This window comes from Enterococcus sp. AZ194 (genome assembly GCF_051713825.1).
Taxonomy (GTDB): Bacteria; Bacillota; Bacilli; order Lactobacillales; family Enterococcaceae; genus Enterococcus_K.
On sequence record NZ_JBIOQR010000001.1, the window covers coordinates 186,198 to 209,500 of the forward strand.

A 23,303-nucleotide genomic window follows, 5' to 3' on the forward strand; every position below is an offset into this window, starting at 1 on the left:
AAGTAGGTGATAAGTTATGAAAAGCATGAATAGATTCGTCGTAATATTGTTTATTTCAAGCATATTTCTTATGCTATTTCCTTCGTCAAGTTCTGCGTTATCAATGGTACCAGAAGATATCAGAAAACCGAGTCCGTTCAGTGTTCAACTCAGTTTGGAAGGGTTTGTTAGTAAGGTTACATTTAAAAACGAAAGTGATGAGACTGTTTTTGTTGATAAAAGCTTATTAGGAGTAAAGGCGATCCCACTTCGTGTATTTTCTAAAACAACTGGTTACTCGGATCTAACGCTTTACAATAGTTTTACTATAGGAAAAGAAAATTATATTTCTATAAAGCCAGATGAAGAGATAATGATTACTACTAATTTAGAACAATATTATGATTTTACATAAAAAGAATTTGAAAATCTATATATCGGAGTTAGATTGTATATGGATGTGTTAGACAAACATTTCGAACCGATAGTTGAACGAAATCCTTACGGCGATTTGAAGACAGTACAATATTATATAGAATCGAATCTTATCACGTTAAAATATCAAAAAGATGTTTTGCCCTACATTGACAAAAAGAATACCTATAAGTTGAACAACGCTATTAGTAACGATGCAATTAAAAAAATCGTCCAAACCATTATACAAGTGATTGGAGAAGTTTGGTAAGTTGAGAGCAGGCCGACTTACCTGTCAAATACATAAATTGAACAAATTTTTGTGAAATTGACTATCAAATATTCAGTTCCTTAGTTTTGTTCAACTATCAGTGCTAAATAAGCTTTATTATCTGAAGCAATAATAATGAAATGAGTGCACAAGCAACATGGTTTACTTGGAAAGGTCAAAGAGTAGGTCCTAAAAAAATAATTGGGATTGGTGTAAAATCAAAATTGAGGTAACTAACGTATATCAAGCAGCCAATAGTACAAAATAAAAAAGTACCATGGTTCACGAGATAAGATATATTCTTAGGTTAGCCTATAATGATACTTCCTCTAAGGACGGGACAGTAATGAGGTGGTTGTATTCGGATTCAATGGCTGAGGGTCCTAATTTAAATGATTTTAAAGGGATTAATAGGGTACATAAATAAAGAGTGGTTATTCATGGAAAAAATAATATTATTGATTACGATATTAATCTTGACTGGCTGTGGGGGGGAACAAAGCGAAAACTGAAAAAGTATTACTTAGCAATGATAAAAATACAGTGGAAAATATAGATAAGAATCAAAGCATTCATTCCAAACAATTAAAAAAGTTAAAAGAGTACGGAATAGCAATGAGTAAGGAGTATGAAACTAAAGAGCAAATAATCACCACTTCACTAGCTATGGTTGAAGTGAATACTATGGAGGATGTAGAAGACTTAACAGAAATTGGTATTGAAGGAGTTGTGATGTCAGCTGAACCCTTTGTATTTCATAAATATGAAAATGGTGCGCCTTTTACCAAGATAGTTGTTCATGTTAGGACTGCTTTACATAATAGTGAAGAGTTGGTTGGAAAAGAAATTACCATTTATGAGCCAGGAGGTTTAATTACTAAGGAAGAACTTGGGTTTCTTGAAAAAAGAGCACCAGAAGCTCCAACGCTTAGTCAAGAAGAACTGTCAGAAGAGGTCGTTGTAAATATTAACGGGATTAAAAATTCATTTCCTGGGGATGAAGTTGCTCTTTACTTAGTAAAAGTTCCTGGTAATGAATTGGGTTTAGAAGAAGATTTTTATCAAATAATGGCGGATTATTTAACAAGATTCGATAAAAATGATGAAACAGAATTGTATGAAAGACCTGATACAGAAATAGTTTCAGATGATTCTTTGGCAGAATTACAAGAAAATCCTATTGAAATTAAGGATTTAGAGTTGTTAAATGAAACTATATCTGAAATAGCGGAAGAAAAGGAAGGATAGTTTTTTGATACTAATTTTAGAGACACTAGAGCTCATTTTAAAATAAATAAGTCTTTAATCTAGATGTTTTTAGCATCACCTGATGTAAAAGAGAGACACGTGGAGAGTTTCTCCTTAAATATTTTTTTAGGAAGCTTTGACCTCTCTTTTTCAAAAAGATACGGCTGTTGGTGTGTCGATCACTGTTAATTATGAAGGACCGTTTATGCCGTTCTCACTCGCTTTCTAAAAAATACCAACTAGGGAGTGCTTCATGTGAAGTATTCTATTGCTTATTTTTACTATCCCAGCTTGGCTAATGCTAACGCACACATGAAATGATAATCTCGTTTCAGATAGATTGCTGTTCTGCTTTTTTATTTTTTAAAAGAAAATAAAAATAATAAAAAACAGATGCTTCTAACAAATGAATCACACATCTAATAAAACATTAAGAAGAAAGTTTATTTTGTTTTTCGAAAAACGTACGTTATAATAATAATTTTCTCATTTGTGGTACTGAGGTTTGTTTAATAGATTGGAAAGCGCTAACATAATGAGTGTAAGGCCTGTCAAATAAATAGGAGGTGAAGGCTGTATTTCGTAGGATTGTTGCGTGTGACAATTTGTAAGTGACAAATAGCGATTGACTGGCAAATATAGATGCGCTGTTATAGTCCAATAGAAGGAGATGAAAGTAGTATGAAGAAGAAAATTTTTATGATTTTAGCAACAGTTGGTATTTTGTACTCAGTAACACGGATAGGGAACCCTGTAGATGCACAAGCACAGACGCAGACAAATCAGGCAGAGAAACTTAATGAAGGAGAACCTGAACCAGCGATAATTTCTGGTGGGAGTTTAGATGCAAGTGGTTCAGGAGTTGATGGGCTTGATTTATATGGTGGAGGACTCGTTACGACTGGCGTGATTGATTTTCATTATGATGGGTGGACATTAGGACTGGGCGGTTTGGATACAAAGGTAGATTATGTAATGCAAATGCCCGAAGAGTTTAGTGAGTTAGCTAAAACATCTGATTTTCTAAAGAGTCTTTCAGCTACTTTCCAAAGTAATGGCGGAACAGTTCATCATTATAAACAATCAGATTTTCACATTGAAAGTGGTGGAACTGTCCTAAGAATCTCAAATGCACCTGCGTTTTTTTGGGTGGTAGGTGAAGACTTAAAAGTTGAGCTGTCTATGGATTTAGGGAATGCGGTGACAGAAAGTGGCGTCCGTATTCCAGATGCTACAAACGGCTCTAGCTATGAATTTTTATCTGGCATTGTAGAAGAAGGGGCCATTCTTGACTGGGACTTAATCGGAAGTAAGAATGCGTCTTATACATTGCCTACAAATCAACTTGATCCAGGATGGCGGTTAAGTCAAGAGAAGCCGACGATTGAGCAAGTCTATGACATAGATACTATTGTCAGAGGGAGTGGAACAGTCGGTGCGGCCATTGAGCTGAGAGTAGGAAGCTCGGTGATTGGGAAAGGGAGTGTCTCGTCGACAGGCATTTATACAATTGAGATTCCCACGCAAGCAGCTGGAACAACCATTTCAGCCTATCAAAATAATGGGATTGGGTGGAGTGAACCAGCTTCTACAATTGTGAAACACAAAGAAGCGGAGATTCCTGTGCCAATTATTGATGAACCTGTGTATGAAGATGATACGATTATCACCGGTAGAGGATATATGGCAGGAGATAAGATAACGATAACTGATAAGTCAGGAAATGAGCTTGGTGTAGGGTTAGTAAAAGCAGATTTAACATTTGCGATAATCATATCGGCTCAACCCGCGTACAGTGTGATATATGTGGTCGAATCAAATGCAACAGGTGATACTAGTCCAAAGTCAGAAGCGGTCATTCATGAAAGAGAACCATCTGAAACGGATAAAATCACTTCATTAGACACCTATTCACTTTCGAATTCAGGTGGGTTTTTGAATGGCACTTACAGCGGGACAAGGGCCGCTCTTTTAGAGGTTGAAGTTGATGGAGTAAGTGGTGGAAAAGTGGCGATTTCTCCTGGTGGTGGTCAGTTTACGTATTGGATAGAGGGTCTAGTTACAGGACCTAATCAAATAGTTAAAGTCTTGCTGTTAGATGAATCTTCTAGCGTATTAGACAGTAGGATATTGACAATTACTCAATAAAATACAAGCATTAAAAATGAGCAAGAGCGGTCTTTTAAAAAGACGACCTTGCTTATTTTTTTATTTTTCAATAAAAAAATATAAAAATTCCAGCTAGTCTTCTGGCGTATCATTTAGTCGTTCCATGAATTTTAACTATGGAGGGATTCATTTGATAAGGAGAGTTATCGTTTGCAGCTTAAGTAAGAAGCGTTTGGCTCATAAGTTCCTTTCGCGGAGTACATGCAATCTTGTTAGGGGTTGCCAGTTATGAGAAATCTATCTATTCATAGGAAGAGGCAGATAGACTATCCAAAAGAAATTGGAAAGTATCGTAAAGGTGATCTGGATACGCATAATTTACAATTGAGTGAACAAATGAAGAATAAAAAAGTGTATTTTTTTGTTAAAAGGGTGATTGACCTCACAGGCGCATCCATAGGTGTCTTATTGTTATCGCCCATCTTCATACTTATTTCTCTGATAATTAAAGGGTCTGACCGACAGGCTCCTGTGTTTTTTTCACAAGAACGAGTAGGGAAAAATGGTCGAATTTTCCGAATGTATAAGTTTCGAACAATGGTGCCTAACGCGGAGGACCAACTACAGCAATTGTTAGAAAAAAACGAAGTTAAAGGAGCTATGTTCAAAATTAAGGACGATCCCAGAATTACGACAATTGGGAAGTTTCTTAGAAAAAAAAGCTTAGATGAACTCCCACAATTATGGAATGTTATCAAAGGAGATATGAGTTTAGTGGGACCAAGGCCACCGTTAACTCGAGAAGTCAAAGAATACAGTGCATATGATAGGCAACGATTGCTTGTGCGCCCTGGTTGTTCAGGATTATGGCAGGTAAGTCGAACCGAAGATTTGGACTTTAAAGAGATGGTGCAGTTGGACCTTGAATATATAGCGAATCAACATTTACGAGATGATTTTATCATTATCTTTAAAACCTTCTTTGTAATGATTCATTCTAAAGGAGCGTTTTGATGATAGATAAAAAAGTAGAGTTATTTGGGCTGGAATTTGATGCACTAACTATGCATGAGACGGTTGAACTAGTCAATCAAAAGATTATCGCTAAGACAGGAGCGCATTTATTAGGAGTGAATGCTGACAAAATTAATGAATTAGGTCTAGGAGAGCCGTTTCGTTCAATTATTGAGCAAGCGGAAATAATTAATGCAGATGGCGCGTCAATCGTTCTTGCGTCCAAACTATTAAATCGCCCATTGCCAGAGCGTATTGCCGGTATTGACTTGATGCAAGAGCTTATTGGACTAGCTGAGCAAAAAAACTATCGTGTTTTTTTTCTAGGGGCACGAGAAGAAAATTTGAATAAAATGGTTCAACGATTAACCATCAAATATCCTCAGCTATGTATTGCAGGAAGTCGAAATGGCTATTTTTCTGAAGATAAATGGGTTGAAATTGCTGAGAATTTAAAGTATCTACAGCCAGAGATTGTTTTTATAGGAATTACTTCACCTAAGAAAGAATATCTAATTCAATTTTTATTGAATCAAGGGATACAGTCGGTTTTTATGGGAGTCGGAGGTAGCTTTGATGTGTTGTCAGGGACTGTGAAAAGAGCACCACTTTGGATGCAAAAATGTAATCTAGAATGGCTTTTTAGAGTGAAGCAAGAGCCTAAGAGATTGTTTAAAAGATATTTTTTTGGAAACGTACTATTTGGAATCAAATTATTGAAAGAGATTGTTCAAAAATAAGCATTAAGGAGAATGTATGAAAAGAAGCAAATCCAAAAGAAGACCGTTTAAGCAGTTGGTTGTTGATTATTTAACGCAAAGAACTATCAGCAAACAGAAATTTCTTGGTTTAGTGACAATTAGTCAACAGGATGTTTTTGAGACCTTGGTACAAAAGTTTGCAGTGGCCATTGGAGAGGTTGAAGGGAAGGTGTTGATTGTTGACTTTCACCTGAGCAAAGGAGGAAAAGTAGCAGGAATATCTAGTTTAGAAAGTCATATTTGGCACAACACGTATGTTGATGAGGTCAAGGCTAGGGACTTTAGTCACTCGCTATCTGAGTATCGGCATTTTATGGATTGTAAGGAAATGAAGACTATTTATGAGAGATACGCATTAGTTATTTTTAAATTCCCTGAAAATATATTAGACATAAATCCGGTTCTTTTATCAATGACTAATGATCTTATTGTGTTTATAGATACTGCAAATAAACTACGAAGGAATGACTTGAAGCTAATAAATAAGCAACTGAAATTATTGGATTTTTCTTGGCTATCAGTCGTCCTTGTAGAAAGTTAGAGGTAAGGGATGAATCGAACAAGTAATTCCGTTATTTGGTTAGTGATAAAGAGATACTGGTTATTGTTAATTTTATCAGCAACGTTAACCGGCCTTGTAGTCTCTCAATTGTATAGCTATATCACCCCGAAAAAGTATTACTCGGCTAGTCAATTACTTATTACGCCAAAAAATAGCGATCAATCTGAATTAAAGTATATTAATACGTATAAAGAGTTGATTTCAGGCGATGTTATATTATCAAAGGTTAGCGAACAGCTTGAAACGGAGGGAATTAAGCTCTCAATTAATAAAATCAAAAAAGCTTTAACCGTAAATTTAGATAATGATTCACAGCTGATTTCTCTTCAAGTGATTTCAACTTCAAAAAAAGAAAGTATCCAGCTAGCGAATTCTATAGGGGTCATAGCTAAAGAAGAAATTCCTAAAATACTTGATACAAATATTATTTCGTTACTTGAGCAGACAAAAGAAACGAGCGATGTAACTACGATATCAAAAAAGCAGCTATTCGTGATTAGTTTAACAGTATCTTTGAGTATATATACCTTGTTGCTCTTGTTGAAGGTGCTTTTCGGAAAGAAAGTTTATTTTCCAGTTCAAGTAAAGGAACTTCTTCAGACGGAATATGTCTACTCTATCAACAAAAGAACATTTAGGTAAAGAAAGGAAGCTAATTGTGGTTATATGAGCAAACAAACGAATCAATTCTATCTTGGAAATCTTTTGTTTTGTCTAATGCCAATGGTTGAATCATTAAACGGGGCTTTCTTAGGTTTTCATATCTCTGATGTTTATCGAGCGGGATTACTTATATATATTCTTTGGTTTTTGTTGTTTTATAAAAGGGTTGTTTTTGAGCAAAGCTTTCATATGGGGCTTGTTATTGTTAGCTTTTTATCATTGAATGTTCTACAGTTTGTTTTTTTCTATGGCTATCAATTGCCTTTGATTAATGATTTGAGGTCGGCTTCCAGAGTGTTGCTTGCGGTTTTTTATTACAGTTATTTTTATAAGCTAATCCAATTAGGCCTGATAGATAAAAAGAAGATCCGTGCGCTTCTTTATCTACTTATTAGTGGCTATGTTATTTGTATGCTCATTCCATTTGTGTTTGGCAAAGGCTTAGCTACATACGATGTAAGTGGAAGTGGGTTTTTATCAGCAGATCAAGGTGTTGGTTTTAAAGGTTTTTTTGTAGAGATTAATTCATTGACGGCCATCTTAATGAGCGGACTAGTTCTTATAGGAGAGACCTTTTTTCATTATTTAAAGCAGCAAGAAAAGAGAACAGCACTCCTTTTTGGTCTTTTTTTTGTAGCGGAGTGTATGGCCCTTTTAATAACGGGGACAAAGACAGGAATAGGGTTTGGGATAGGCTATTTTTGTCTACTCATGTTACGAGTGATGGTAAGTAGTCAGATAAGACTAGTATTTAAGGTCCGAAGTATTATGAGCATTGCTCTATTATTACTAATGATTGGGCCAGTAGTGTACCCCAAAATGTTGGACTCCTTAGAGGGGATATTTACGCGGGGGGAATTTTTTTATGGAGATATTGGGAATAATCTAGTTCAGTTTTTGACAAGTAATCGCTCCAATTTATTGCAACGAAATATCAACCAACTGCTAGAATCACCTGATTTTCTGTTTATTCATCTATTTGGCTCAGGTTATTATGTAAACATGAGCTGGGTCTATGAACGACGAGTTATAACTGAGATGGACTTGTTCGATTTGTATTTCAGTTATGGAATTAGTGGCTGTCTTATCTATTTTTTTTATTTTAGGAAAAGTTTCTTGAGATTTATCAACAGTAAATTTGATAGTGTGAGTTGGATGTTTGTTGTTTTTATTGTGTACAGCATTTTTGCAGGACATGTTTTTGTAAATGCAATGACAGCAACTTTTTTAGCCATTATTTCTGCCTATTTTTTAGCAGAACATGAGGAGGTCCATTTGTGAAAAAAATATTAATTGTGACACCAGGTATTCTACCCATTCCTGCTACAAAAGGTGGTGCAGTAGAAGCCTTGATTGAAACTATTGTCGAAAAGAATGAAAGAAATCCGCAGCTTATGATTCATATTGTTTCAACATTTGATGAAGATAGCCAAAGACTTTCTAAAGCATATCGCTACACACAAATTTTTTATACAATGCCAGAGACTTTTATTGATCAAATGGCGACGTTTTATAAAAAAAGCAGAAGGATTATAGAAAGAACTGTCTTTAATAAGTGGAAAATTCGCTATGAATTTCCTAAAGTACTTGCTAAAAGTAAGGAATTGCTGAAGGAAAACAGCTATGACAAAGTGATGATTCTAAATTATCCTGAGCTGGTTTTACCGTTAAAAAGCGCTATTGATACAGAGATTCAGTTATATCTCCATAATAATAATTTGAATGAGCGGACACCAAAAAGCAAAGAAATTTATGAAAGCTTTGATAAAATCATCAGTGTCTCTAGTTATATAGATCAACAGGTTTCGACAATTCGAAGTGAAAAAGTAGTTAAACGATTTGTTGTTTATAATGGAAAAGATAAAGTAGAAAAAATTTCTGACGCTTCTGAGATTACTAGAGAAAAATGGGGACTCTCGAAGGAAGACTTTGTTGCAATTTATACAGGGCGATTAATTTATCAAAAAGGAGTATCTTATATTGTAGACTCTTTAAAATACTTACCACCTCATTTCAAGTTACTCATTGTGGGGGGCAGTTTTTACAGTTCAAACAAGAAGAATCGGTTTTTGAGAAACTTAGAAAAGGCTGCAAGTCACTACGAAGGGCGAGTTATTTTTACGGGTTACCAGAATCCGGATTTAATTCCAGCATTTTTGGCTCTCAGTGATGTCGGTATCGTTTTTACGCTAGAAGAGGAAGCTTGTCCAATGACGGTTATTGAGATGCAATTATATGGGAAACCATTAATTTGTAGTAATGCGGGAGGGATTCCCGAAATACGAACGGAACAAACCTCACTTATGATTGATTTAGAAACGAGCGATGATTGGGCGCAAGAGATAGCAAAAAGAGAATTGCTTCTTAGTCGAGACAAACAGCTAATACAAACAATAAGTGAAGCCGGTTTGAAGGAGTCAGAGAAGTTTAGCTCTGAAAACTACTTTCGTCATCTTTTGGAAGCAATCGTAGATGAGTAAGGAGCCTTTATTAAAAAAGAATATTCTATTTAATGTGTTACGTAGTAGTTTGAGTATTATTTTCCCACTACTTACATTTCCCTATATATCTAGAGTATTAAACGCTGAGGGATTAGGAAAGTATGAATTTTCCCGGACGTTTGTCAATTATTTTTTAGCAGTCATCAGTATTGGAGTAGGGCAGTATGCAATTAGAGAGGGCTCGATTTATAAGAAACAGCCAAAAGAGCTCCAGCGATTTTCCAACCAATTATTTTCTATTTTCTTTCTCGTGACCCTTTCTGCTTATCTTCTGTTGACGGGCCTTGTAGCCTTCTTACCTGTATTTCGCCCCTATAGATTGCTTATCATGATTCTAAGCATACAGATATTGACGACAACTCTATCTATTGAATGGATCTACACCATTTTTGAGGATTTTGCTTATATAGCGATAAGAAGTCTCATTGTGCAGCTTGCCTCGATTGTTTGTATGTTTCTTTTAGTAAAATCTGCAGATGATTATGTGGTCTACGCGTGGATTACCACTCTGTCAATTAGTGTTGCTCATATCTTCAATTTTATTCATGGAAAAAAGTTCATTCGATTGAAGCTGACAAAGGAAATTCTTTTCAAGAAACATTATCAGCCCATTTTGATTTTGATGACAAGTGGATTAGCGAGTACGATCTACCTATCCGTCGATGTACTTTTACTGGGGATTCTTACAAATGATTATACGGTTGGTATCTATAGCGTGGCTGTAAAGGTTTATACAATTATAAAGTCAATGGCGAGCGGTATTATCTATGCGGTGAATCCGAGACTAACTTTTTATAAAAACAATGAAAAACAAGAAAGTTATGAAGAGACCTTAAGAAATTTATTTTGGTTATTAGTTACTTTCTTACTTCCTACCGTTGTTGGAACGGTGCTCTTGAGAAAAGAGATTGTCGATGTGATTGCTGGAAATGGATTTATTGAGAGCAGTCAGCCATTATTATTCTTGGCATTGGCGTTGTTTCCTAGTATTTTGTTTGATTTTCTAATTTTTACTGTTTTACTGGTCAACCGAAAGGAAAACCTCCTTTTAAGAGCAACATTGTTAACGGCTGTCTTTGCGATTGTCGGCAACTTTCTTTTAGACCCTATTTTGAAAGCAACGGGAGCTGCGACTGTGACACTTCTATCTGAACTACTAGTTGCAGGAATTGCTGTATATTATTCTAAAAACGAGCTGACATTAAAGGTTAATCTTAAAAAAATGGGTACGATAGCACTGGGGTGTCTGGGCATAGTTGTGATTTGTTTGATGATTCAACAGCAATCAGAATCTTCTACCCAAACTTTACTATTGGCTATTCCGTTATCTGTGTTGCTGTATTTTTTAGTTTTGAAAGGTTCAAAGGAATTACCTAAGATATAGCTAGAGAGAAGGGCTTAACAAGATGAAAAAATCAAAAAAAACAATTCCTGTTCGAATAGTAAATAAACTTAAAAATCTTTATTTTTATCAAACTGCTCAATTTAGGAATAGAAAGCTAGTTCATCAGGACTTTACGATTCTATCTAACAATTGTTGGGGCGGACGGATTAGTAAAGGCTTTGGCTTACCATATAATTCACCTACTGTGGGGCTATCAATCATGTCAGAGGACTATATTTTATTCTTGAAACATCTGGAAGGCTTTTTGAAGAGTGATGTATTTTTTGTTGATGTAGCACATTCGAAATGGAAGGACTACTATGAAGAAACGAAACGATTCGAAACCCTAAGCTACCCAACTGGCCAGATATTTTTTGAAGAGCATTGTGTCGAAATCGCCTTTATAAACTATCAAACAGAAGAAGAAGCACGTGAGAAATGGAATAGGAGAAAAAAAAGAGTGAACTTTTCAAAATTACTGATTAAAATTAGCGAACAAAATGATTTCTCGGAGAAGGTACTAAAGGACTTCCAGCAATTAGATTATCCAAACAAAATCTGTTTTGTTTGTTCGGATGTATCGGGTCCCGGTGTTTATAAGACAGCTTCCTATAAAGGGGATCTAGATATTGAAGATGAACCTAAACTACGATTTGGACAAGAAAAATTGGTGGATATCTTGAATAGGTTATGAGTTCCAATGCTTTATGGAAACAGAGGAAGGAAAAGTGAGCAATGAATTTTTTTGACGGGGATTATAGGCGCTTTTTTGGGGGCAAAAATAAGTCGTTTCTTAATATTATTAAGGTCCATTCGATATGGTATTTGTACTTGTCAAGGCTTCAAGACAGGGTTAGAAACAGATATATCAAACGAATCATTAAAACATTGGCTAGAAGGTATGGACTTAGATATGGTCTTGAACTTTGTACGAAGAATATTGGGCCAGGTCTGTATTTAGGCCATGCGTTTAATATTACCGTTCATGAAGAAGCGGTTTTAGGAAAAAATGTAAATTTAAACAAAGGATGTACAATCGGTATTGTCGAGCGAGGACATTTGAAAGGATGCCCGACGATTGGAGACGAGGTATATGTGGGGACAAATAGTACAGTTATCGGCAAGATAGTCATCGGAAATGATGTCCAGATTGCCCCTAACACACTTGTGAATATGGATGTTCCTAGTCATTCAGTAGTGATAGGATCACCCGCTGTTATAAAACCACAACGATTGGATGCAACAAAAGGATATATTAAGAATAAATATGTAGAAAATTAGGTAATGGAGCTGATTTGTTGATTTTAGTGATTTCGAATATGTACCCGTCAACAAAATATCCTAATTATGGTATTTTTGTGAAAAATTTTGTTGACGAGTTATCACATATAAAAAAAGTAAAACGTATTTCTCTGACAAAAACGGAGAATAAGTACGTAAAATTGTTAAATTATTTTTTCTTCTATTTTAATGTTTGGTCTCACTATGTTTTTGGTGGTTACGAAGCCATATATGTTCATTACGCAGGGTATAATTGTCCACCAATTATATTAGGGAGACTATTTAACAAAAAAACACGTCTACTTGTTAACGTACATGGCAGTGATGTGACACCAGAAAAAAAATTGGAAGAAAAAACTAATTTTTTGACAGGTATTTTGGTCAACAAAGCGGATTTGACCATCGTTCCGTCAGAGTATTTTAGAGAGATTGTTGTTGAAAAGTATGGGGAGGTCCCAATTTACGTGTCTGCATCAGCAGGTGTTAACCTGCAACTCTTTAATAATGAAAAAAAAGTTGTCTCTAAGCGAACGAGCTTTACTATTGGGTATGTTGGTAGAATCGATGAAGAGAAGGGCTGGGACATTTTACTGATGGCCTTTCAAAAGCTAGTAAAGGTGATTCCAGATGCAAGGCTAATTATGGTTGGAAGCGGGGCACAAGAGGAGTCTGCAAACGAGCTGATTTACCACTTGGGTTTGACTAATTTTGTAGAAAGAAGACAAATGTTAACGCAAAATGAATTAGTTGAGGTGTATTCTTCGTTAGATGCCTTTATATTTCCAAGTTTTCGAAAAGGAGAGAGCTTGGGGCTTGTTGGATTGGAAGCAATGGCCTGTGGTGTACCTGTAATTGGGAGTGACTTTGGGGGGATAAAAACGTATGTCCAACCAGGAGTGAATGGCTTTTTGTTTGAGCCTAAGGATAGTGACGCACTTGAACGGACTATGCGGGCGTATTATTATTTGCCAGAATCGAGAAAAATAGAGTTAGCCAAACAAGCCTTGCTCACGGCAAAAATGTATGATAGTAAAGTAATAAATGCGCAATTAATCAAAAAAATTGAGGCATGTATTGAAGGAGCTTAATAGATGAAGCCACTGTATTACTTATTTTATATGATGCTTAACTTTTGTTTTGTTCCTTACCGTTTAGTGAAGGTGGAAAGAGGGTATCGAAAGGTAAAAAATTTTTTTGCGCGTAAGTTGTTTGCAGAAGTGGGTGCAAATGCTGCGATTCGACCGAAAGTGAAAATCTCATTTCTGCAAAATGTTTCACTAGGAATGAATTCTAGTATTGGTGATCGAAGCATGATTATTGCTGGGGATACAGTCAAAATTGGAAAGAATGTAATGATTGGTCCAGAGGTGATGATTTTCACGCAAAATCATAAAATTCTCCCAAGTAGCCAGCTATTAATAGAGGGTGGAATGGAGAAACGCCCAGTTTTTATCTCGGACGGGGTTTGGATTGGTGCAAGAGTCATTCTACTTCCAGGAGCGGATATTGGTGAAGGTGCAGTGATAGCAGCAGGCTCTGTGGTACCTGGGAAGAGCTATCCAAAGAATGCCATTATCGGTGGCAACCCTGCTAAAGTAATTAAGTTTCGCGAGAATGGCTAGACTTAGGTAGAGCGAGTTGGCAAGTGATTCTTTTCTGTGACTTAGTTTGAAAGCAATAGGAATTGATGGATTTTTGAGAGAAGCTAGCGATGACACTTACTTTTTAGGAATCTTTCTTTCAGGATTTAACGCATCAATTTCTTTTTTAGTTATTTGACCAAGACAGCAATATATTTGAAAAGTAAGCTAGGGATAGCCATATAGACTGTTTTTTGTGATAGGGGACTATGAAGCACACAAATACAACATAATTAGTGTATTGTTGCAGACCGTGTTATCCCAAAATACTCATTTTAAATCTACTAACCGTTTGTCAAGAGTACTTTTGGCAGTTATAAGTGAGAATAATAGTTAAAAAATTACTTGTTAAAATACAGATAAATAAATTGGGGAAAATAAATGGATAAACTCTTAAACAGGAACGATATAACCAAGCTACAGATACTTTATTATATTTTATCAGGCAACAACATGTATCGAGCGATTGAAGAAATAGAGCTAGCATTAGACCTCTCTTATTATATTGTTAAATCTTGTATTAAGGAACTGACCAATGATTTGAAGGAGATATATGCAGAGGAAGAGAGGTGTCGAATTGAGCGATGCGGGGAAGGATACCGAGTGGCTGGAGACGCAAAGAACGTGATAGCTATGTTAGTTTGGCGATATGGAGGAAGTTCCAAGGTATTTCAATTTCTTGATGCTATTTTAAATAAAAAAGACTTTTCTCTACTCAAGTACTCAAGAGAAAATTATTTGAGTACATCTAGTGCATATAATGCAAAAAAGAATTTAGAAAGTTTTTTTTCTTATTACAATATTCGTTTAGACGGCAATTATAAAATTAGAGGTAATGAGTTCTCTATCCGGCAATTATTATTTTCAGTCTACTTTACGATTTTTAATGAATTTGAAAACCCTTTCTCTAATTTTGTTACTATTGAATCTGAGCATCTAATGGCACACATTCTGAATGATTACACATTAAACGCTTTGGCAGAAGGAGATAAAAATAAGCTTTATTTTTTTCTTTATATTACAACTATTCGACTTGATACAGGAGAGACGCTTTCACAGGATAACCATTATTTTTTTCCTCAAACAGAACGGACAGAAACAAGTCAGTTTCTACAAAAGCGGTTCAATTTAAGTGAAGAAAGTGCGGCTATTGAGTGTCAGAGCATTAAATTTTTTTTGGAAACGGAAAAGATATTGCCCTATTCTACTTCGGTATTTAAAAATGAAGTCGTTCAATCAATTGTTGAACAGGCAGACGCTTTTATTTCTTTTCTAGAGAAGTATAGTATTGAGTTTAAGAGCAAATATTCAATGAATATAGCGAATCATGGATTGCGAGATATTTTTAAAAATATTTTGCTGTGCTCTATGCTGAGAATCGATAATCTATTTTACTTGAGACATGAGGATGTATGCTTACATTACCCCACCCAATTTGTCATTTGTAAATCGTTTATGGAGAAATACTTTTTTGAGAGAGCAGATTTGGGCGCGGCATTAAGTAGAAATAATTCATTAATGTTAAGTGTTGTATTTGCTGTGACAACTTTGTTCGAGTTCAGTCATTTACAGTATGAAGTGAAAGTTAAATTGGATTTTAATTTAGGGATTTCCTATCAAAGGGAAATTCAAAACTTGATGACTCATATGATTGATTTGCCGATTACTATTGTAGTAGAGAAAAATTTAGAAGCAGATATTGTGGTAACGGATAGATATAAATCGAATCATACAGAAAATCGAATCATTGATTGGTCATACCCACCGACTGTCAGTGATTGGCAACGGCTAAGTAATAAAATATCGGAGCTCTTATTCCAGAATTGAGTTGCTTTTTTGCTGTAGAAAGCAAATCGATTCTGGAACTTATCAGTCAGCCTAAGCTTAGCACAGGCGATGCGGAATATTACACCTTAATGTTGCGTGTGATATTCTTTTATTTTTTATCCGGTCCAATCTTTTCATTTGTAGCACAGGAGAAATCTATCACCATCCCAATACAAGATTTTGAAGCAATCACATCGATTGCCGCAAAAAAGGAAGAGGGCATCTGAATAGACATCTAGCTTGTACTCTTGTTGGAGGAGACTCGCTAAGCCGTCAATTCCACGACGAAGGTCTGTTTTTCCAGTGACGATAGACAAGTTCTTTACTTTAGAGCACGTCATCTCAGCTCCCTAAGCACTGTGGCAAGAATATAATTACTGATACCATTATAAGGATGTATTTCAGAGTCATCTTTTCTTTTTATTCGTGCAGCTAGCTTCGCACTCGCTACTTTCTGATTTTGTTTCTGGTCTGGCTGTGTATGAATCTGAATGGGTACAATTTCGTTTGTCTTGGTCAAACAAACACCTCCAATTTACTTGTTAAGCCAAGTATACTCGGAGGTGTTGCTTAATTATAGGTACCTAGTTATTAGGCACTTACGTAAATAAAAGCTTTTGAGAGGTATTCTTCAGCATGTTTGATAAAGCATGGCCACTATCAAATGAGTAAGAAGGTAAACCTAGGGTGGGTAGTTAATTAACTGCCTCTACAAGTTCGATCACTCAAATACATAGAACAGAAATTACGGAATAGAAAAAAATTGATGCCTAAGCTAATTTCCAAAAATTAATGAATGGCTAGGCGATATACGATATAGTTAAAGGGAATAAAGAAGCACTATCTGATTTGCCAAGATGGTTACTTGAGAGAGGGGCGTGAAAAAAATGACGATGGTAGAAGTTGCCAAAAGGTTATCGAAAAAAGCACATGAAACGCAAGTGGATAAAGGTGGACAATCTTATTATTTACATCCAGAGACCGTTGCCAGTTTTGTTCAAACGGATGAAGAAAAAGCGGTAGCCTATCTTCATGATGTTTTAGAAGACACGGAGCTTACAGAAGAGCAACTAAAGGAAGCAGGGATGTCAGAAGCAATTATCCAAGCTGTGAAGCTTTTAACGTGGAGAGATGGGAGCCATACTTTGATTATTTAGAAAAAATTAAAGAAAATCCATTAGCAAAAACGGTGAAGTTGGCAGATTTGAGACACAATATGAATACGTCAAGACTGGAGCAAATAACAGCAAAAGATGAAGGACGAATAGCCAAGTATCAAAAAGCCAAAGCCTATTTGCTTGAGTGAACAACTGATTGAGAGAGAATTAATTTGAGATGAAAAGGTGAGCGATTGAAATATTTTATTGCTGATACGCATTTCTATCATGAAGCGGTGCTGGAATTTAGTCAGCGCCCTTTTAAAGATATAGAAGAAATGAATACACAGCTGATTAAAAACTGGAACAGTGTCGTGAGGTCACCAAAAGATGAAGTCTATATTTTGGGTGATTTTGTTTATAAAGGAAGTGGCGAACAGGCAATCAAATTCTAAGAAAATTACGTGGAAAAAAATATTTAATAAAAGGCAACCATGAGAAATATTTAAACGACCCAACCTTTGATCAATCATTGTTTGGATGGGTAAAGGATTATTATTCATTTAACTACAATAAAAGAAAATTTGTGTTATTTCATTATCCGATTTTGGAGTGGGACGGTTATTTCAAACGTGCGATTCATTTGTATGGGCATGTTCATAATACTCGAACAGATTATTTTGAGCAGTATTTAGGGACAGCAGCCCTAAATGTAGGCGTTGATATGATTGACTTTAAACCGATTAGTCTTGATGAAGCGGTGGCAATTGTGGATGAAAGAGCGTTGTTCCCCTAATAGAAAGAAATTAGCACACATTTTGTAACAAGTAATTTTTTTTGCCCCATGAATCATTTGTTGATATACTAAAATCTCAAAAATGGTAGAAAAGGAATACGTCAATGGAAATAAAACAAGTGATACAAAATGCCGTCATAGAGATAGTCAAAGAAAAGCCGCTTGATAAAATCAGCACGACAGAGATTGCCAAGCGAGCCTATATTAGTCGGATTACCTTTTATAATTACTATGCAAACAAATATGAAGTGGTTGAATCGTTATTAGAAGAAATCATTGAAACTTTTAATGAGCTTCAAAAAAAGAACACAACCTTTTTGTTAACGATTGATATGGAAAAGAAAACAGAAATCATTGATCGTTTATTGCCCAATGTATTAGATATCATAGGTTACTTCTATGAACGGAAAAAAACGATTAAAATGCTGATGAATGAAAATAGTGGGGTAGAGCTAATGGATGAATTGTATACTGTGTACTTCACTCATTTTCTCCAAGTGTTACCGACCTTTTTTTATGTGAAGTTTTCTAAGCAAGATTTGGATTACTATGCTTCTTATATGACAAAGGGAGTAGCTATAATTATAGAGAAATGGTTTCAAGACGGCTTCCAGCAATCAGTTACGTTTATTTCGGAAAGTATCTTGAAAATGCTGGGCGACTCATTAAGTAGCTTATATCTAGATTCAAAACAGTAGTAAAGTTCGCACGAATTCATGAAAATGCGAATAATAAACGGGACCCAAAATAGACAGTTGGATGCAAAGTGTAAATGAATTCCGCCCGCAAATAAAGTATCATTATTTTATAATGGTCGTTATTTATATGTGTTGATGGACCTGTAGATAACACGTTTATAAGAGATAATGAATTTGATGGAAAAGGAGAAATCAAAATGAAGAAAAAAGTATCTATGGCATGTTTATTGGCACTGTTAACTATTGGGATAGTCGGCTGTGGAGCCAGCAATAGCGCAAGTAAGGACGCTAGTAGTGAAGCCAACAGTAGTGAAACAAAAAAAGCATCAGTAGAGGACTTTGTGGCTCTTACTGACACTTATTTTGAGAAGCAACAGGCTTTGATGGTCAAACAATCAGAAGGGCAATCGGATGATTTTGAAGTAGTCAGTCAGCATGCTAAGGATGTTATTCAATCTGATGAATATAAAGCATGGGAAGCAGAAGGTGAAAAATTGGATGCATTCCAATTTGATGAGAATGAAGAAAAAGCAAAAGAATTTATGGAGCTACAGACAGCACTAAAAGAATACAATGGCGTGCAATCAGATTATTTTAATAGATTGGCCGAGGCAGCAGATAAAGAAGCGTATAACCAAGTGAATACAGACTTGGCAGAAAAGCTAGATTCTTCACAAAATAAATTTATTGACTTGATGAATGCAATCGAATATTAAGAAAATTAGTGATGGAAAATTGCTTGAACTGTAGAAAAATTCCGCATGAACAGATGATTTTTAATTTTTAGAAGCAGTATTTTATAGACAATGGTTTACTTATAAGAGCATATTTATAACGAGAAAGTCGGCCAGAAATGGTTGGCTTTTTTTGAACCGTTAAGAGATTATATAATATCGAGGTGTTAGGAAGCCAATTGTAGTAGGCATTTTAGCACATTTCATCTGTCCAATTTTCCGATGAAATGGAGGTATGAAGAAGAATCTTCTTCAAGCTATATTCTTTGACAAACATATATATGCATTGGGATCGTTTCTTGAAGAAATATGGGCGAAGAATTTGCTCGGTGGTTAAGAATGAAGTGAAAAAATATAGAGATTACAGGGATGTTCATAAAGGGTATCGTTTGTTAGTCTGTGAAGAAAGCCATAATGTAAAGCTATTTCCACTGAGCTGTAAAAGGAAATTTTGCCCGAGTTGTTCCGTTGGTGAAAGTCAACGATGGGGAGAAATCACTGCAAGTGCCCTGTTTCGAGTGGTTTATGGACATGTTATTTTTACGATAGACGAGGGATTGAGAGCTATTTTTCTACGGGCAAAGTATCGAGAAATTCTCTTGAAATGGTTGTTAATTGAAGGTTTTATTTAAAAGGATTTTAGTGGTATTTGGTTCTATATTTTGGCTTCCTTTTGTATAAAAAGTGTTCCTTTCAATCTATGGTAGTTTGCGTTTGTATTGACAATCTACAACTTAAATATAAAGTAAGTCAATTATGTAGGTTAATACAAAATTCTGATAAAATCCACTGATAACAACGATGTAAAGAGATTTTTGCAGAAATAAATTCAAATGTAAAACGGATTTTACCGGTTGATAAACGAAGTATTCTATTAAAGCAACTGATTATATATTATTCTTGTTGTATCAAGATAATAGGAGGATTTGAAAATGAGTTTTGGAAATCAATTAAAAAACTTTAGAAAAGAATATGAGTTGTCCCAAGAAGATCTAGCGAAATCAATCTATGTTTCAAGGCAAACTATTTAAAATTGGGAAAACCAAAAAAGCTATCCATATATAAATAATCTCGTAGCTTTAAGTACTCTGTTTGATACAACATTGGATGTTCTGGTTAAAGGGGACATTGATGACATGAAAAATATAAGAGATATAGAAAAATATAAAAATATATTAGGCGTTTCTAGCATGATATTACTTATAAGTATTCGTATAGTAGTTCTTGTTTCAGAAATGAGAAGCAGTTTCCTTATATTAAGTGGAATAGATTTAGTGTAAATATCTAAATTAGTTTTTGTATTGGTTTCCGTTTTAGAACTTTTTTTCTTCTTAAATAAATCAAATAACCCCATCTTCATTCCTCCCAAAATACTATATATTTAATTATATCAAAGTTTTTAAGTAGAAATCTTTATTCTCCGGATACTGTCTAATAAAAAAGTCAGCTATTTCTGACTGACTTCGTGGTTACATTTGCGGTTACATCTATTTGGTTTAAAGTGTAAATTCAATCAGATTTCAAGTTCAACATCAAGCAGAAGACTATTAAAGCAACATTTCAAGCTTGAATTCACCTGTACATTATGCCACTCTAATCAATTCGCTAGGGCTAAAAGGCAAGCGAGTATTGGCATAGTTCTGTATCATAATTTATCGGGTCACACTCAGGGTTACAATAGTAATTATATCAGACTTATAATTCAAGATTTTGTTTCTTATGTTTGCTTGAAATGGGTAGTTGAGAATTTACTAACAAAAAGTCGGTTACATTGAGGATTACTTAATTTTTTAGTCTTCTAAATCATGTTGATAACGTTCTTTTTGAATTGTTTGTTCTTTTAAATCAAGTGTTACGATATAAGGTTCTTTGTTGATATAATCCCATCTTTGAATTTTTAAGGGTTTAAGCTCAATTACACAATTTGATTTCATATGTGAGTAGTTATCAAAAGAACTTTTATGTTTGTTCTTGAATAAATCTATAAAAGTTTTCTCTTTCAAGGGGTGATCTTTAATGGTTGCAATACTTTGAATTGAAATATTATCCACTGAAAGTGCGACAAGAGGATTTTTTTTAATCTGTTGGTACTTTAAAAGTTTGGTGCTTGTTTGAAATGCAATCTTCTTATCATACAATACAACACTAACGGGACGAATACTAATATCATCTTTGTAAGAAGTAGCAATAACAGCTATTCCTTTTTTGGAAATCCTAAAAAAAGTTTTTTCAAGTTCATCAGAATAGTTCATAAATATAATCCTCCTTTTTTTATCATTATAAAAGAACGTACGTTCTTTTTTGAGGCTGTTATTCAGAAAACATTTATATAAAACCTAAATTTCGGATCTCATGAAGATTAATCTAATAACATTACTTTGTGTGAAATACTAAATTTTAATATTTTGATTACCATTAAATTTAACTTGATTCTCTCTAGAAGTTTGTATTTTGATATTTCCTGTAATATTGTCTGCAATTACCTCATCACGGTTAGGATAATAATGCGAATAGTGTCTCAAGGTTATCTCAGGTCATGAGTGACCTAATCTTTTGACTATCCACATTAAACTCATTGATTAAATACGAGGCATGAGAGTGCCTTAAACCCTTTGCTTGAATTCTATGAACTCCAACTAGTCTTGAATAACGCTCAATAATTCGAGCAATTGTTGATTTCTGCATTGGGTTTCCATCATAGCTGAAAATGAAATTAGAGGTACATTGTTTTGATTGTCTTATCTTCCAATCTTTCAGAATTTGAAGTGTATCATCATCTAACGAAATAATTCTCTTTCCACTTTCTGTTTTTGTATAATCTTTTCTAATCCAATTATCTTTATTTTTGATTTCAAGCATATGTTGAATACTCAGTGTTTTCTTTTCAAAATCAATATCAGACTAATAGAGTGCGCAAGCTTCTTTTTTACGATTTTTGCTGTTCCGTAGTAGTTAGAAACTCAAGTTTTGCACATGAAAAAACTACTACACCTCACGTATGCGTAGGGTGGAAACATAATTCAATACTTCTCTTGATTAAAAAAGTACAAAAAGAGACATCCATCTTTTATAATTGGTTTACCACAACGAATCAACAAAAGAAAGGATGTCTCTTCCCCTATGCTAAACCAAATCCAATCAGATGTAAAACTATCTAACGAACTTTCTGCTACTTTTTCTGAATTGAAGCTTGCTCTTTTCTTAAAGAAGGCTTGGTATCACCAAAGCAAAAGGTACCTCAGCGTTGACGCTATTCTATTTTCTTTTATCTTTGAAGGTAAGACGCTATTTGGTATGTTAACTAATTGGCGTTCATCAACTACTTTCAAAAAAGATACGATTTATCGTTTCATGAATAACCCTTTGAACAACTGGCGAAAATTCCTTTTAAGCATCAGCTCATTCGTTATTGGTAAACTACATCAATTAACGGATAGCTCCTCACAAGCACGTGTTTTGATTGTTAATCACTCCTTTTTTTATCGCACACGCAGTCAACAAGTTGAGAATCTTGCTTGCAATATGATCATGCGTTGCACCGCGCGTGTAAAGGTTTTCGTATGTTGATACTGGGCTTTTCAGATGGGCATTCATTTTTACCAGTAGACTTTGCCCTTTTAAGTGGCTCAAGTAAAGTCGGAAAAGACGCGCCATCAGATAAACGCACTAGTGGCGGAATTCGAGCGAAAGAAGCACAAATGACTTCGCCAAAACTGGTCGTAGAAATGGTCGCTCGTGCGTTATCATCGGGAATTTATGCAAGCCATGTATGAATGGATAGCTGGTTCACCTTCCCGAAACTTCTGACACAACTGACAGAAATCGGCATCCATGTGATTGGGATGGTTAAAAAAAGTAAAACAAAGTATTTTTATCAAGGAAAGCCCTATTGTTTAGAGGCTCTCTATAAGAAATCCGCGGACGAATTTCGTGAAGGTACGGTTATTTAATCCATCTCCGTAAAGCTACAGACAGGAATTTCTGTGCGTATTATTTTCATCCGAAATCGAAAGAAAAAAACGACTGGTTAGCGATTATGACGACTGATATGACATTAAATTCACAAGAAATCGTCAAGCTGTACGGCATTCGCTGGGATATCGAAACCTTTTTTAAAGTCTCAAAATCACTATTGAAGTTAGCGAAAGAAACTCAAACCCGTAATTTTAATGGGCTTATTTGCCACACCACCATTGTCTTTATTCGTTATATTATTCGGATGAAGGCGGCATTGTAAATTGACCACCTCTGCGAAGAAATTGACCACCTTCGGCGAAAGAATGAACCACTTTGTGCGCAGTAATTTGCCACTCAAAGAAAATTA

The 23,303-nt window shown here is 35.1% G+C and carries 28 protein-coding genes and 3 pseudogenes; 27 read left to right on the top strand and 4 right to left on the bottom strand.

Going from position 1 to position 23,303, the window contains the following annotated elements:
* The first annotated feature begins 16 nt into the window (after positions 1-16).
* From IGI37_RS01040 to IGI37_RS01120, 17 genes are all read left to right on the top strand, one after another.
* On the top strand, positions 17-394 hold the full coding sequence (locus IGI37_RS01040) for a hypothetical protein (protein WP_438759558.1): 378 nt from the start codon (positions 17-19) through the stop codon (positions 392-394).
* A gap of 39 nt (positions 395-433) precedes the next feature.
* A complete protein-coding gene (locus IGI37_RS01045; RefSeq protein WP_438759559.1) occupies positions 434-664 on the top strand; it encodes a hypothetical protein in 231 nt (76 codons plus the stop codon).
* A 543-nt stretch (positions 665-1,207) separates the two neighbouring features.
* Positions 1,208-1,912 (top strand): hypothetical protein, encoded by a 705-nt coding sequence (locus IGI37_RS01050; protein ID WP_438759560.1) that lies wholly within the window; start codon positions 1,208-1,210, stop codon positions 1,910-1,912.
* Positions 1,913-2,593: 681 nt separating this feature from the next.
* Positions 2,594-4,060 (top strand): Ig-like domain-containing protein, encoded by a 1,467-nt coding sequence (locus tag IGI37_RS01055; protein WP_438759561.1) that lies wholly within the window; start codon positions 2,594-2,596, stop codon positions 4,058-4,060.
* A gap of 249 nt (positions 4,061-4,309) precedes the next feature.
* Positions 4,310-5,035: a sugar transferase gene (locus IGI37_RS01060; RefSeq protein WP_438759562.1), complete on the top strand. Its 726-nt coding sequence runs from the start codon at positions 4,310-4,312 to the stop codon at positions 5,033-5,035.
* Positions 5,035-5,775, top strand: a complete 741-nt coding sequence (locus IGI37_RS01065) for a WecB/TagA/CpsF family glycosyltransferase (protein ID WP_438759563.1) — start codon at positions 5,035-5,037, stop codon at positions 5,773-5,775. Before IGI37_RS01060 ends, IGI37_RS01065 begins: the two co-directional genes overlap by 1 nt.
* Before the next feature lie 16 nt (positions 5,776-5,791).
* Entirely contained in the window at positions 5,792-6,337 is a 546-nt protein-coding gene (locus tag IGI37_RS01070; protein ID WP_438759564.1) for a hypothetical protein, read from the top strand.
* Between the two features lie 9 nt (positions 6,338-6,346).
* Positions 6,347-7,000: a YveK family protein gene (locus tag IGI37_RS01075; protein WP_438759565.1), complete on the top strand. Its 654-nt coding sequence runs from the start codon at positions 6,347-6,349 to the stop codon at positions 6,998-7,000.
* Positions 7,001-7,024: 24 nt separating this feature from the next.
* Positions 7,025-8,302 carry a hypothetical protein gene (locus tag IGI37_RS01080; protein WP_438759566.1) on the top strand — a complete coding sequence of 426 codons (1,278 nt, stop codon included), beginning with the start codon at positions 7,025-7,027 and terminating at the stop codon, positions 8,300-8,302.
* Entirely contained in the window at positions 8,299-9,501 is a 1,203-nt protein-coding gene (locus IGI37_RS01085; protein WP_438759567.1) for a glycosyltransferase family 4 protein, read from the top strand. The genes IGI37_RS01080 and IGI37_RS01085 overlap by 4 nt, the downstream gene beginning before the upstream one ends.
* Entirely contained in the window at positions 9,494-10,906 is a 1,413-nt protein-coding gene (locus IGI37_RS01090) for an oligosaccharide flippase family protein (RefSeq protein WP_438759569.1), read from the top strand. Before IGI37_RS01085 ends, IGI37_RS01090 begins: the two co-directional genes overlap by 8 nt.
* Positions 10,907-10,928: 22 nt before the next feature.
* Positions 10,929-11,600, top strand: a complete 672-nt coding sequence (locus IGI37_RS01095) for a DUF1919 domain-containing protein (RefSeq protein ID WP_438759570.1) — start codon at positions 10,929-10,931, stop codon at positions 11,598-11,600.
* 41 nt (positions 11,601-11,641) lie between these two features.
* Positions 11,642-12,187: a serine acetyltransferase gene (locus IGI37_RS01100; protein ID WP_438759571.1), complete on the top strand. Its 546-nt coding sequence runs from the start codon at positions 11,642-11,644 to the stop codon at positions 12,185-12,187.
* A gap of 26 nt (positions 12,188-12,213) precedes the next feature.
* Entirely contained in the window at positions 12,214-13,275 is a 1,062-nt protein-coding gene (locus IGI37_RS01105) for a glycosyltransferase family 4 protein (RefSeq protein WP_438763558.1), read from the top strand.
* Between the two features lie 3 nt (positions 13,276-13,278).
* Positions 13,279-13,809 (top strand): acyltransferase, encoded by a 531-nt coding sequence (locus IGI37_RS01110; protein WP_438759572.1) that lies wholly within the window; start codon positions 13,279-13,281, stop codon positions 13,807-13,809.
* 399 nt (positions 13,810-14,208) lie between these two features.
* Positions 14,209-15,654, top strand: coding sequence for a helix-turn-helix domain-containing protein (locus IGI37_RS01115; RefSeq protein WP_438759573.1), 1,446 nt, complete (start codon positions 14,209-14,211; stop codon positions 15,652-15,654).
* Positions 15,651-15,881: a hypothetical protein gene (locus IGI37_RS01120; RefSeq protein ID WP_438763693.1), complete on the top strand. Its 231-nt coding sequence runs from the start codon at positions 15,651-15,653 to the stop codon at positions 15,879-15,881. Before IGI37_RS01115 ends, IGI37_RS01120 begins: the two co-directional genes overlap by 4 nt.
* Here the strand turns inward: IGI37_RS01120 and tnpB are convergent.
* Together tnpB and IGI37_RS01130 are read right to left on the bottom strand one after the other, a co-directional pair.
* A complete protein-coding gene (tnpB, locus tag IGI37_RS01125; RefSeq protein ID WP_438759574.1) occupies positions 15,789-15,995 on the bottom strand; it encodes an IS66 family insertion sequence element accessory protein TnpB in 207 nt (68 codons plus the stop codon). The two genes, IGI37_RS01120 and tnpB, sit on opposite strands and share 93 nt — an antisense overlap.
* Positions 15,992-16,174 (bottom strand): hypothetical protein, encoded by a 183-nt coding sequence (locus IGI37_RS01130; RefSeq protein ID WP_438759575.1) that lies wholly within the window; start codon positions 16,172-16,174, stop codon positions 15,992-15,994. The genes tnpB and IGI37_RS01130 overlap by 4 nt, the downstream gene beginning before the upstream one ends.
* 367 nt (positions 16,175-16,541) lie before the next feature.
* Between IGI37_RS01130 and IGI37_RS01135 the strand changes: the two are divergent.
* From IGI37_RS01135 to IGI37_RS01165, 7 genes and pseudogenes are all read left to right on the top strand, one after another.
* Positions 16,542-16,960 (top strand): annotated as a pseudogene (locus tag IGI37_RS01135) (GTP pyrophosphokinase).
* 45 nt (positions 16,961-17,005) lie between these two features.
* Positions 17,006-17,206 (top strand): hypothetical protein, encoded by a 201-nt coding sequence (locus IGI37_RS01140; protein ID WP_438759576.1) that lies wholly within the window; start codon positions 17,006-17,008, stop codon positions 17,204-17,206.
* Between the two features lie 131 nt (positions 17,207-17,337).
* A complete protein-coding gene (locus tag IGI37_RS01145; RefSeq protein WP_438759577.1) occupies positions 17,338-17,547 on the top strand; it encodes a hypothetical protein in 210 nt (69 codons plus the stop codon).
* A 104-nt stretch (positions 17,548-17,651) separates the two neighbouring features.
* Entirely contained in the window at positions 17,652-18,245 is a 594-nt protein-coding gene (locus IGI37_RS01150; protein ID WP_438759578.1) for a TetR/AcrR family transcriptional regulator, read from the top strand.
* A 197-nt stretch (positions 18,246-18,442) separates the two neighbouring features.
* Positions 18,443-18,961 carry a hypothetical protein gene (locus IGI37_RS01155; protein ID WP_438759579.1) on the top strand — a complete coding sequence of 173 codons (519 nt, stop codon included), beginning with the start codon at positions 18,443-18,445 and terminating at the stop codon, positions 18,959-18,961.
* Positions 18,962-19,214: 253 nt separating this feature from the next.
* Positions 19,215-19,599, top strand: a pseudogene (locus IGI37_RS01160) (transposase zinc-binding domain-containing protein); the annotation flags it as partial.
* A 312-nt stretch (positions 19,600-19,911) separates the two neighbouring features.
* Complete coding sequence (locus IGI37_RS01165; protein ID WP_438759580.1) at positions 19,912-20,010, top strand: helix-turn-helix transcriptional regulator; 99 nt, start codon at positions 19,912-19,914, stop codon at positions 20,008-20,010.
* 759 nt (positions 20,011-20,769) lie between these two features.
* Here the strand turns inward: IGI37_RS01165 and IGI37_RS01170 are convergent.
* Both IGI37_RS01170 and IGI37_RS01175 read right to left on the bottom strand, forming a co-directional pair.
* A complete protein-coding gene (locus IGI37_RS01170; protein ID WP_438759581.1) occupies positions 20,770-21,231 on the bottom strand; it encodes a hypothetical protein in 462 nt (153 codons plus the stop codon).
* A gap of 138 nt (positions 21,232-21,369) precedes the next feature.
* Positions 21,370-21,880: pseudogene (locus IGI37_RS01175) on the bottom strand (site-specific integrase); the annotation flags it as partial.
* A 219-nt stretch (positions 21,881-22,099) separates the two neighbouring features.
* On the opposite strand from IGI37_RS01175, the gene IGI37_RS01180 reads away from it, so the two are divergent.
* The 3 genes from IGI37_RS01180 to IGI37_RS01190 all read left to right on the top strand — a co-directional run bounded on the left by IGI37_RS01180 (position 22,100) and on the right by IGI37_RS01190 (position 23,216).
* Positions 22,100-22,546 carry a hypothetical protein gene (locus IGI37_RS01180; RefSeq protein WP_438759582.1) on the top strand — a complete coding sequence of 149 codons (447 nt, stop codon included), beginning with the start codon at positions 22,100-22,102 and terminating at the stop codon, positions 22,544-22,546.
* Positions 22,540-22,752: a hypothetical protein gene (locus IGI37_RS01185; protein ID WP_438759583.1), complete on the top strand. Its 213-nt coding sequence runs from the start codon at positions 22,540-22,542 to the stop codon at positions 22,750-22,752. The genes IGI37_RS01180 and IGI37_RS01185 overlap by 7 nt, the downstream gene beginning before the upstream one ends.
* A gap of 176 nt (positions 22,753-22,928) precedes the next feature.
* Positions 22,929-23,216, top strand: coding sequence for a transposase (locus tag IGI37_RS01190; protein WP_438763559.1), 288 nt, complete (start codon positions 22,929-22,931; stop codon positions 23,214-23,216).
* Positions 23,217-23,303: the final 87 nt, after the last annotated feature.

What these genes read in the sequence shown, in the direction of transcription:
- IGI37_RS01060 (WP_438759562.1), top strand. Translation starts at nt 4,310, where the DNA reads ATGAGAAATCTATCTATTCATAGGAAGAGGCAGATAGACTATCCAAAA.
- IGI37_RS01080 (WP_438759566.1), top strand. Translation starts at nt 7,025, where the DNA reads ATGAGCAAACAAACGAATCAATTCTATCTTGGAAATCTTTTGTTTTGT.
- IGI37_RS01115 (WP_438759573.1), top strand. Translation starts at nt 14,209, where the DNA reads ATGGATAAACTCTTAAACAGGAACGATATAACCAAGCTACAGATACTT.
- IGI37_RS01155 (WP_438759579.1), top strand. Translation starts at nt 18,443, where the DNA reads ATGAAGAAAAAAGTATCTATGGCATGTTTATTGGCACTGTTAACTATT.
- IGI37_RS01090 (WP_438759569.1), top strand. Translation starts at nt 9,494, where the DNA reads ATGAGTAAGGAGCCTTTATTAAAAAAGAATATTCTATTTAATGTGTTA.
- IGI37_RS01040 (WP_438759558.1), top strand. Translation starts at nt 17, where the DNA reads ATGAAAAGCATGAATAGATTCGTCGTAATATTGTTTATTTCAAGCATA.
- IGI37_RS01065 (WP_438759563.1), top strand. Translation starts at nt 5,035, where the DNA reads ATGATAGATAAAAAAGTAGAGTTATTTGGGCTGGAATTTGATGCACTA.
- IGI37_RS01055 (WP_438759561.1), top strand. Translation starts at nt 2,594, where the DNA reads ATGAAGAAGAAAATTTTTATGATTTTAGCAACAGTTGGTATTTTGTAC.
- tnpB (WP_438759574.1), bottom strand. Translation starts at nt 15,995, where the DNA reads ATGACGTGCTCTAAAGTAAAGAACTTGTCTATCGTCACTGGAAAAACA.
- IGI37_RS01180 (WP_438759582.1), top strand. Translation starts at nt 22,100, where the DNA reads ATGCTAAACCAAATCCAATCAGATGTAAAACTATCTAACGAACTTTCT.
- IGI37_RS01185 (WP_438759583.1), top strand. Translation starts at nt 22,540, where the DNA reads ATGTTGATACTGGGCTTTTCAGATGGGCATTCATTTTTACCAGTAGAC.
- IGI37_RS01100 (WP_438759571.1), top strand. Translation starts at nt 11,642, where the DNA reads ATGAATTTTTTTGACGGGGATTATAGGCGCTTTTTTGGGGGCAAAAAT.
- IGI37_RS01075 (WP_438759565.1), top strand. Translation starts at nt 6,347, where the DNA reads ATGAATCGAACAAGTAATTCCGTTATTTGGTTAGTGATAAAGAGATAC.
- IGI37_RS01110 (WP_438759572.1), top strand. Translation starts at nt 13,279, where the DNA reads ATGAAGCCACTGTATTACTTATTTTATATGATGCTTAACTTTTGTTTT.
- IGI37_RS01070 (WP_438759564.1), top strand. Translation starts at nt 5,792, where the DNA reads ATGAAAAGAAGCAAATCCAAAAGAAGACCGTTTAAGCAGTTGGTTGTT.
- IGI37_RS01170 (WP_438759581.1), bottom strand. Translation starts at nt 21,231, where the DNA reads ATGAACTATTCTGATGAACTTGAAAAAACTTTTTTTAGGATTTCCAAA.
- IGI37_RS01095 (WP_438759570.1), top strand. Translation starts at nt 10,929, where the DNA reads ATGAAAAAATCAAAAAAAACAATTCCTGTTCGAATAGTAAATAAACTT.
- IGI37_RS01045 (WP_438759559.1), top strand. Translation starts at nt 434, where the DNA reads ATGGATGTGTTAGACAAACATTTCGAACCGATAGTTGAACGAAATCCT.
- IGI37_RS01165 (WP_438759580.1), top strand. Translation starts at nt 19,912, where the DNA reads ATGAGTTTTGGAAATCAATTAAAAAACTTTAGAAAAGAATATGAGTTG.
- IGI37_RS01150 (WP_438759578.1), top strand. Translation starts at nt 17,652, where the DNA reads ATGGAAATAAAACAAGTGATACAAAATGCCGTCATAGAGATAGTCAAA.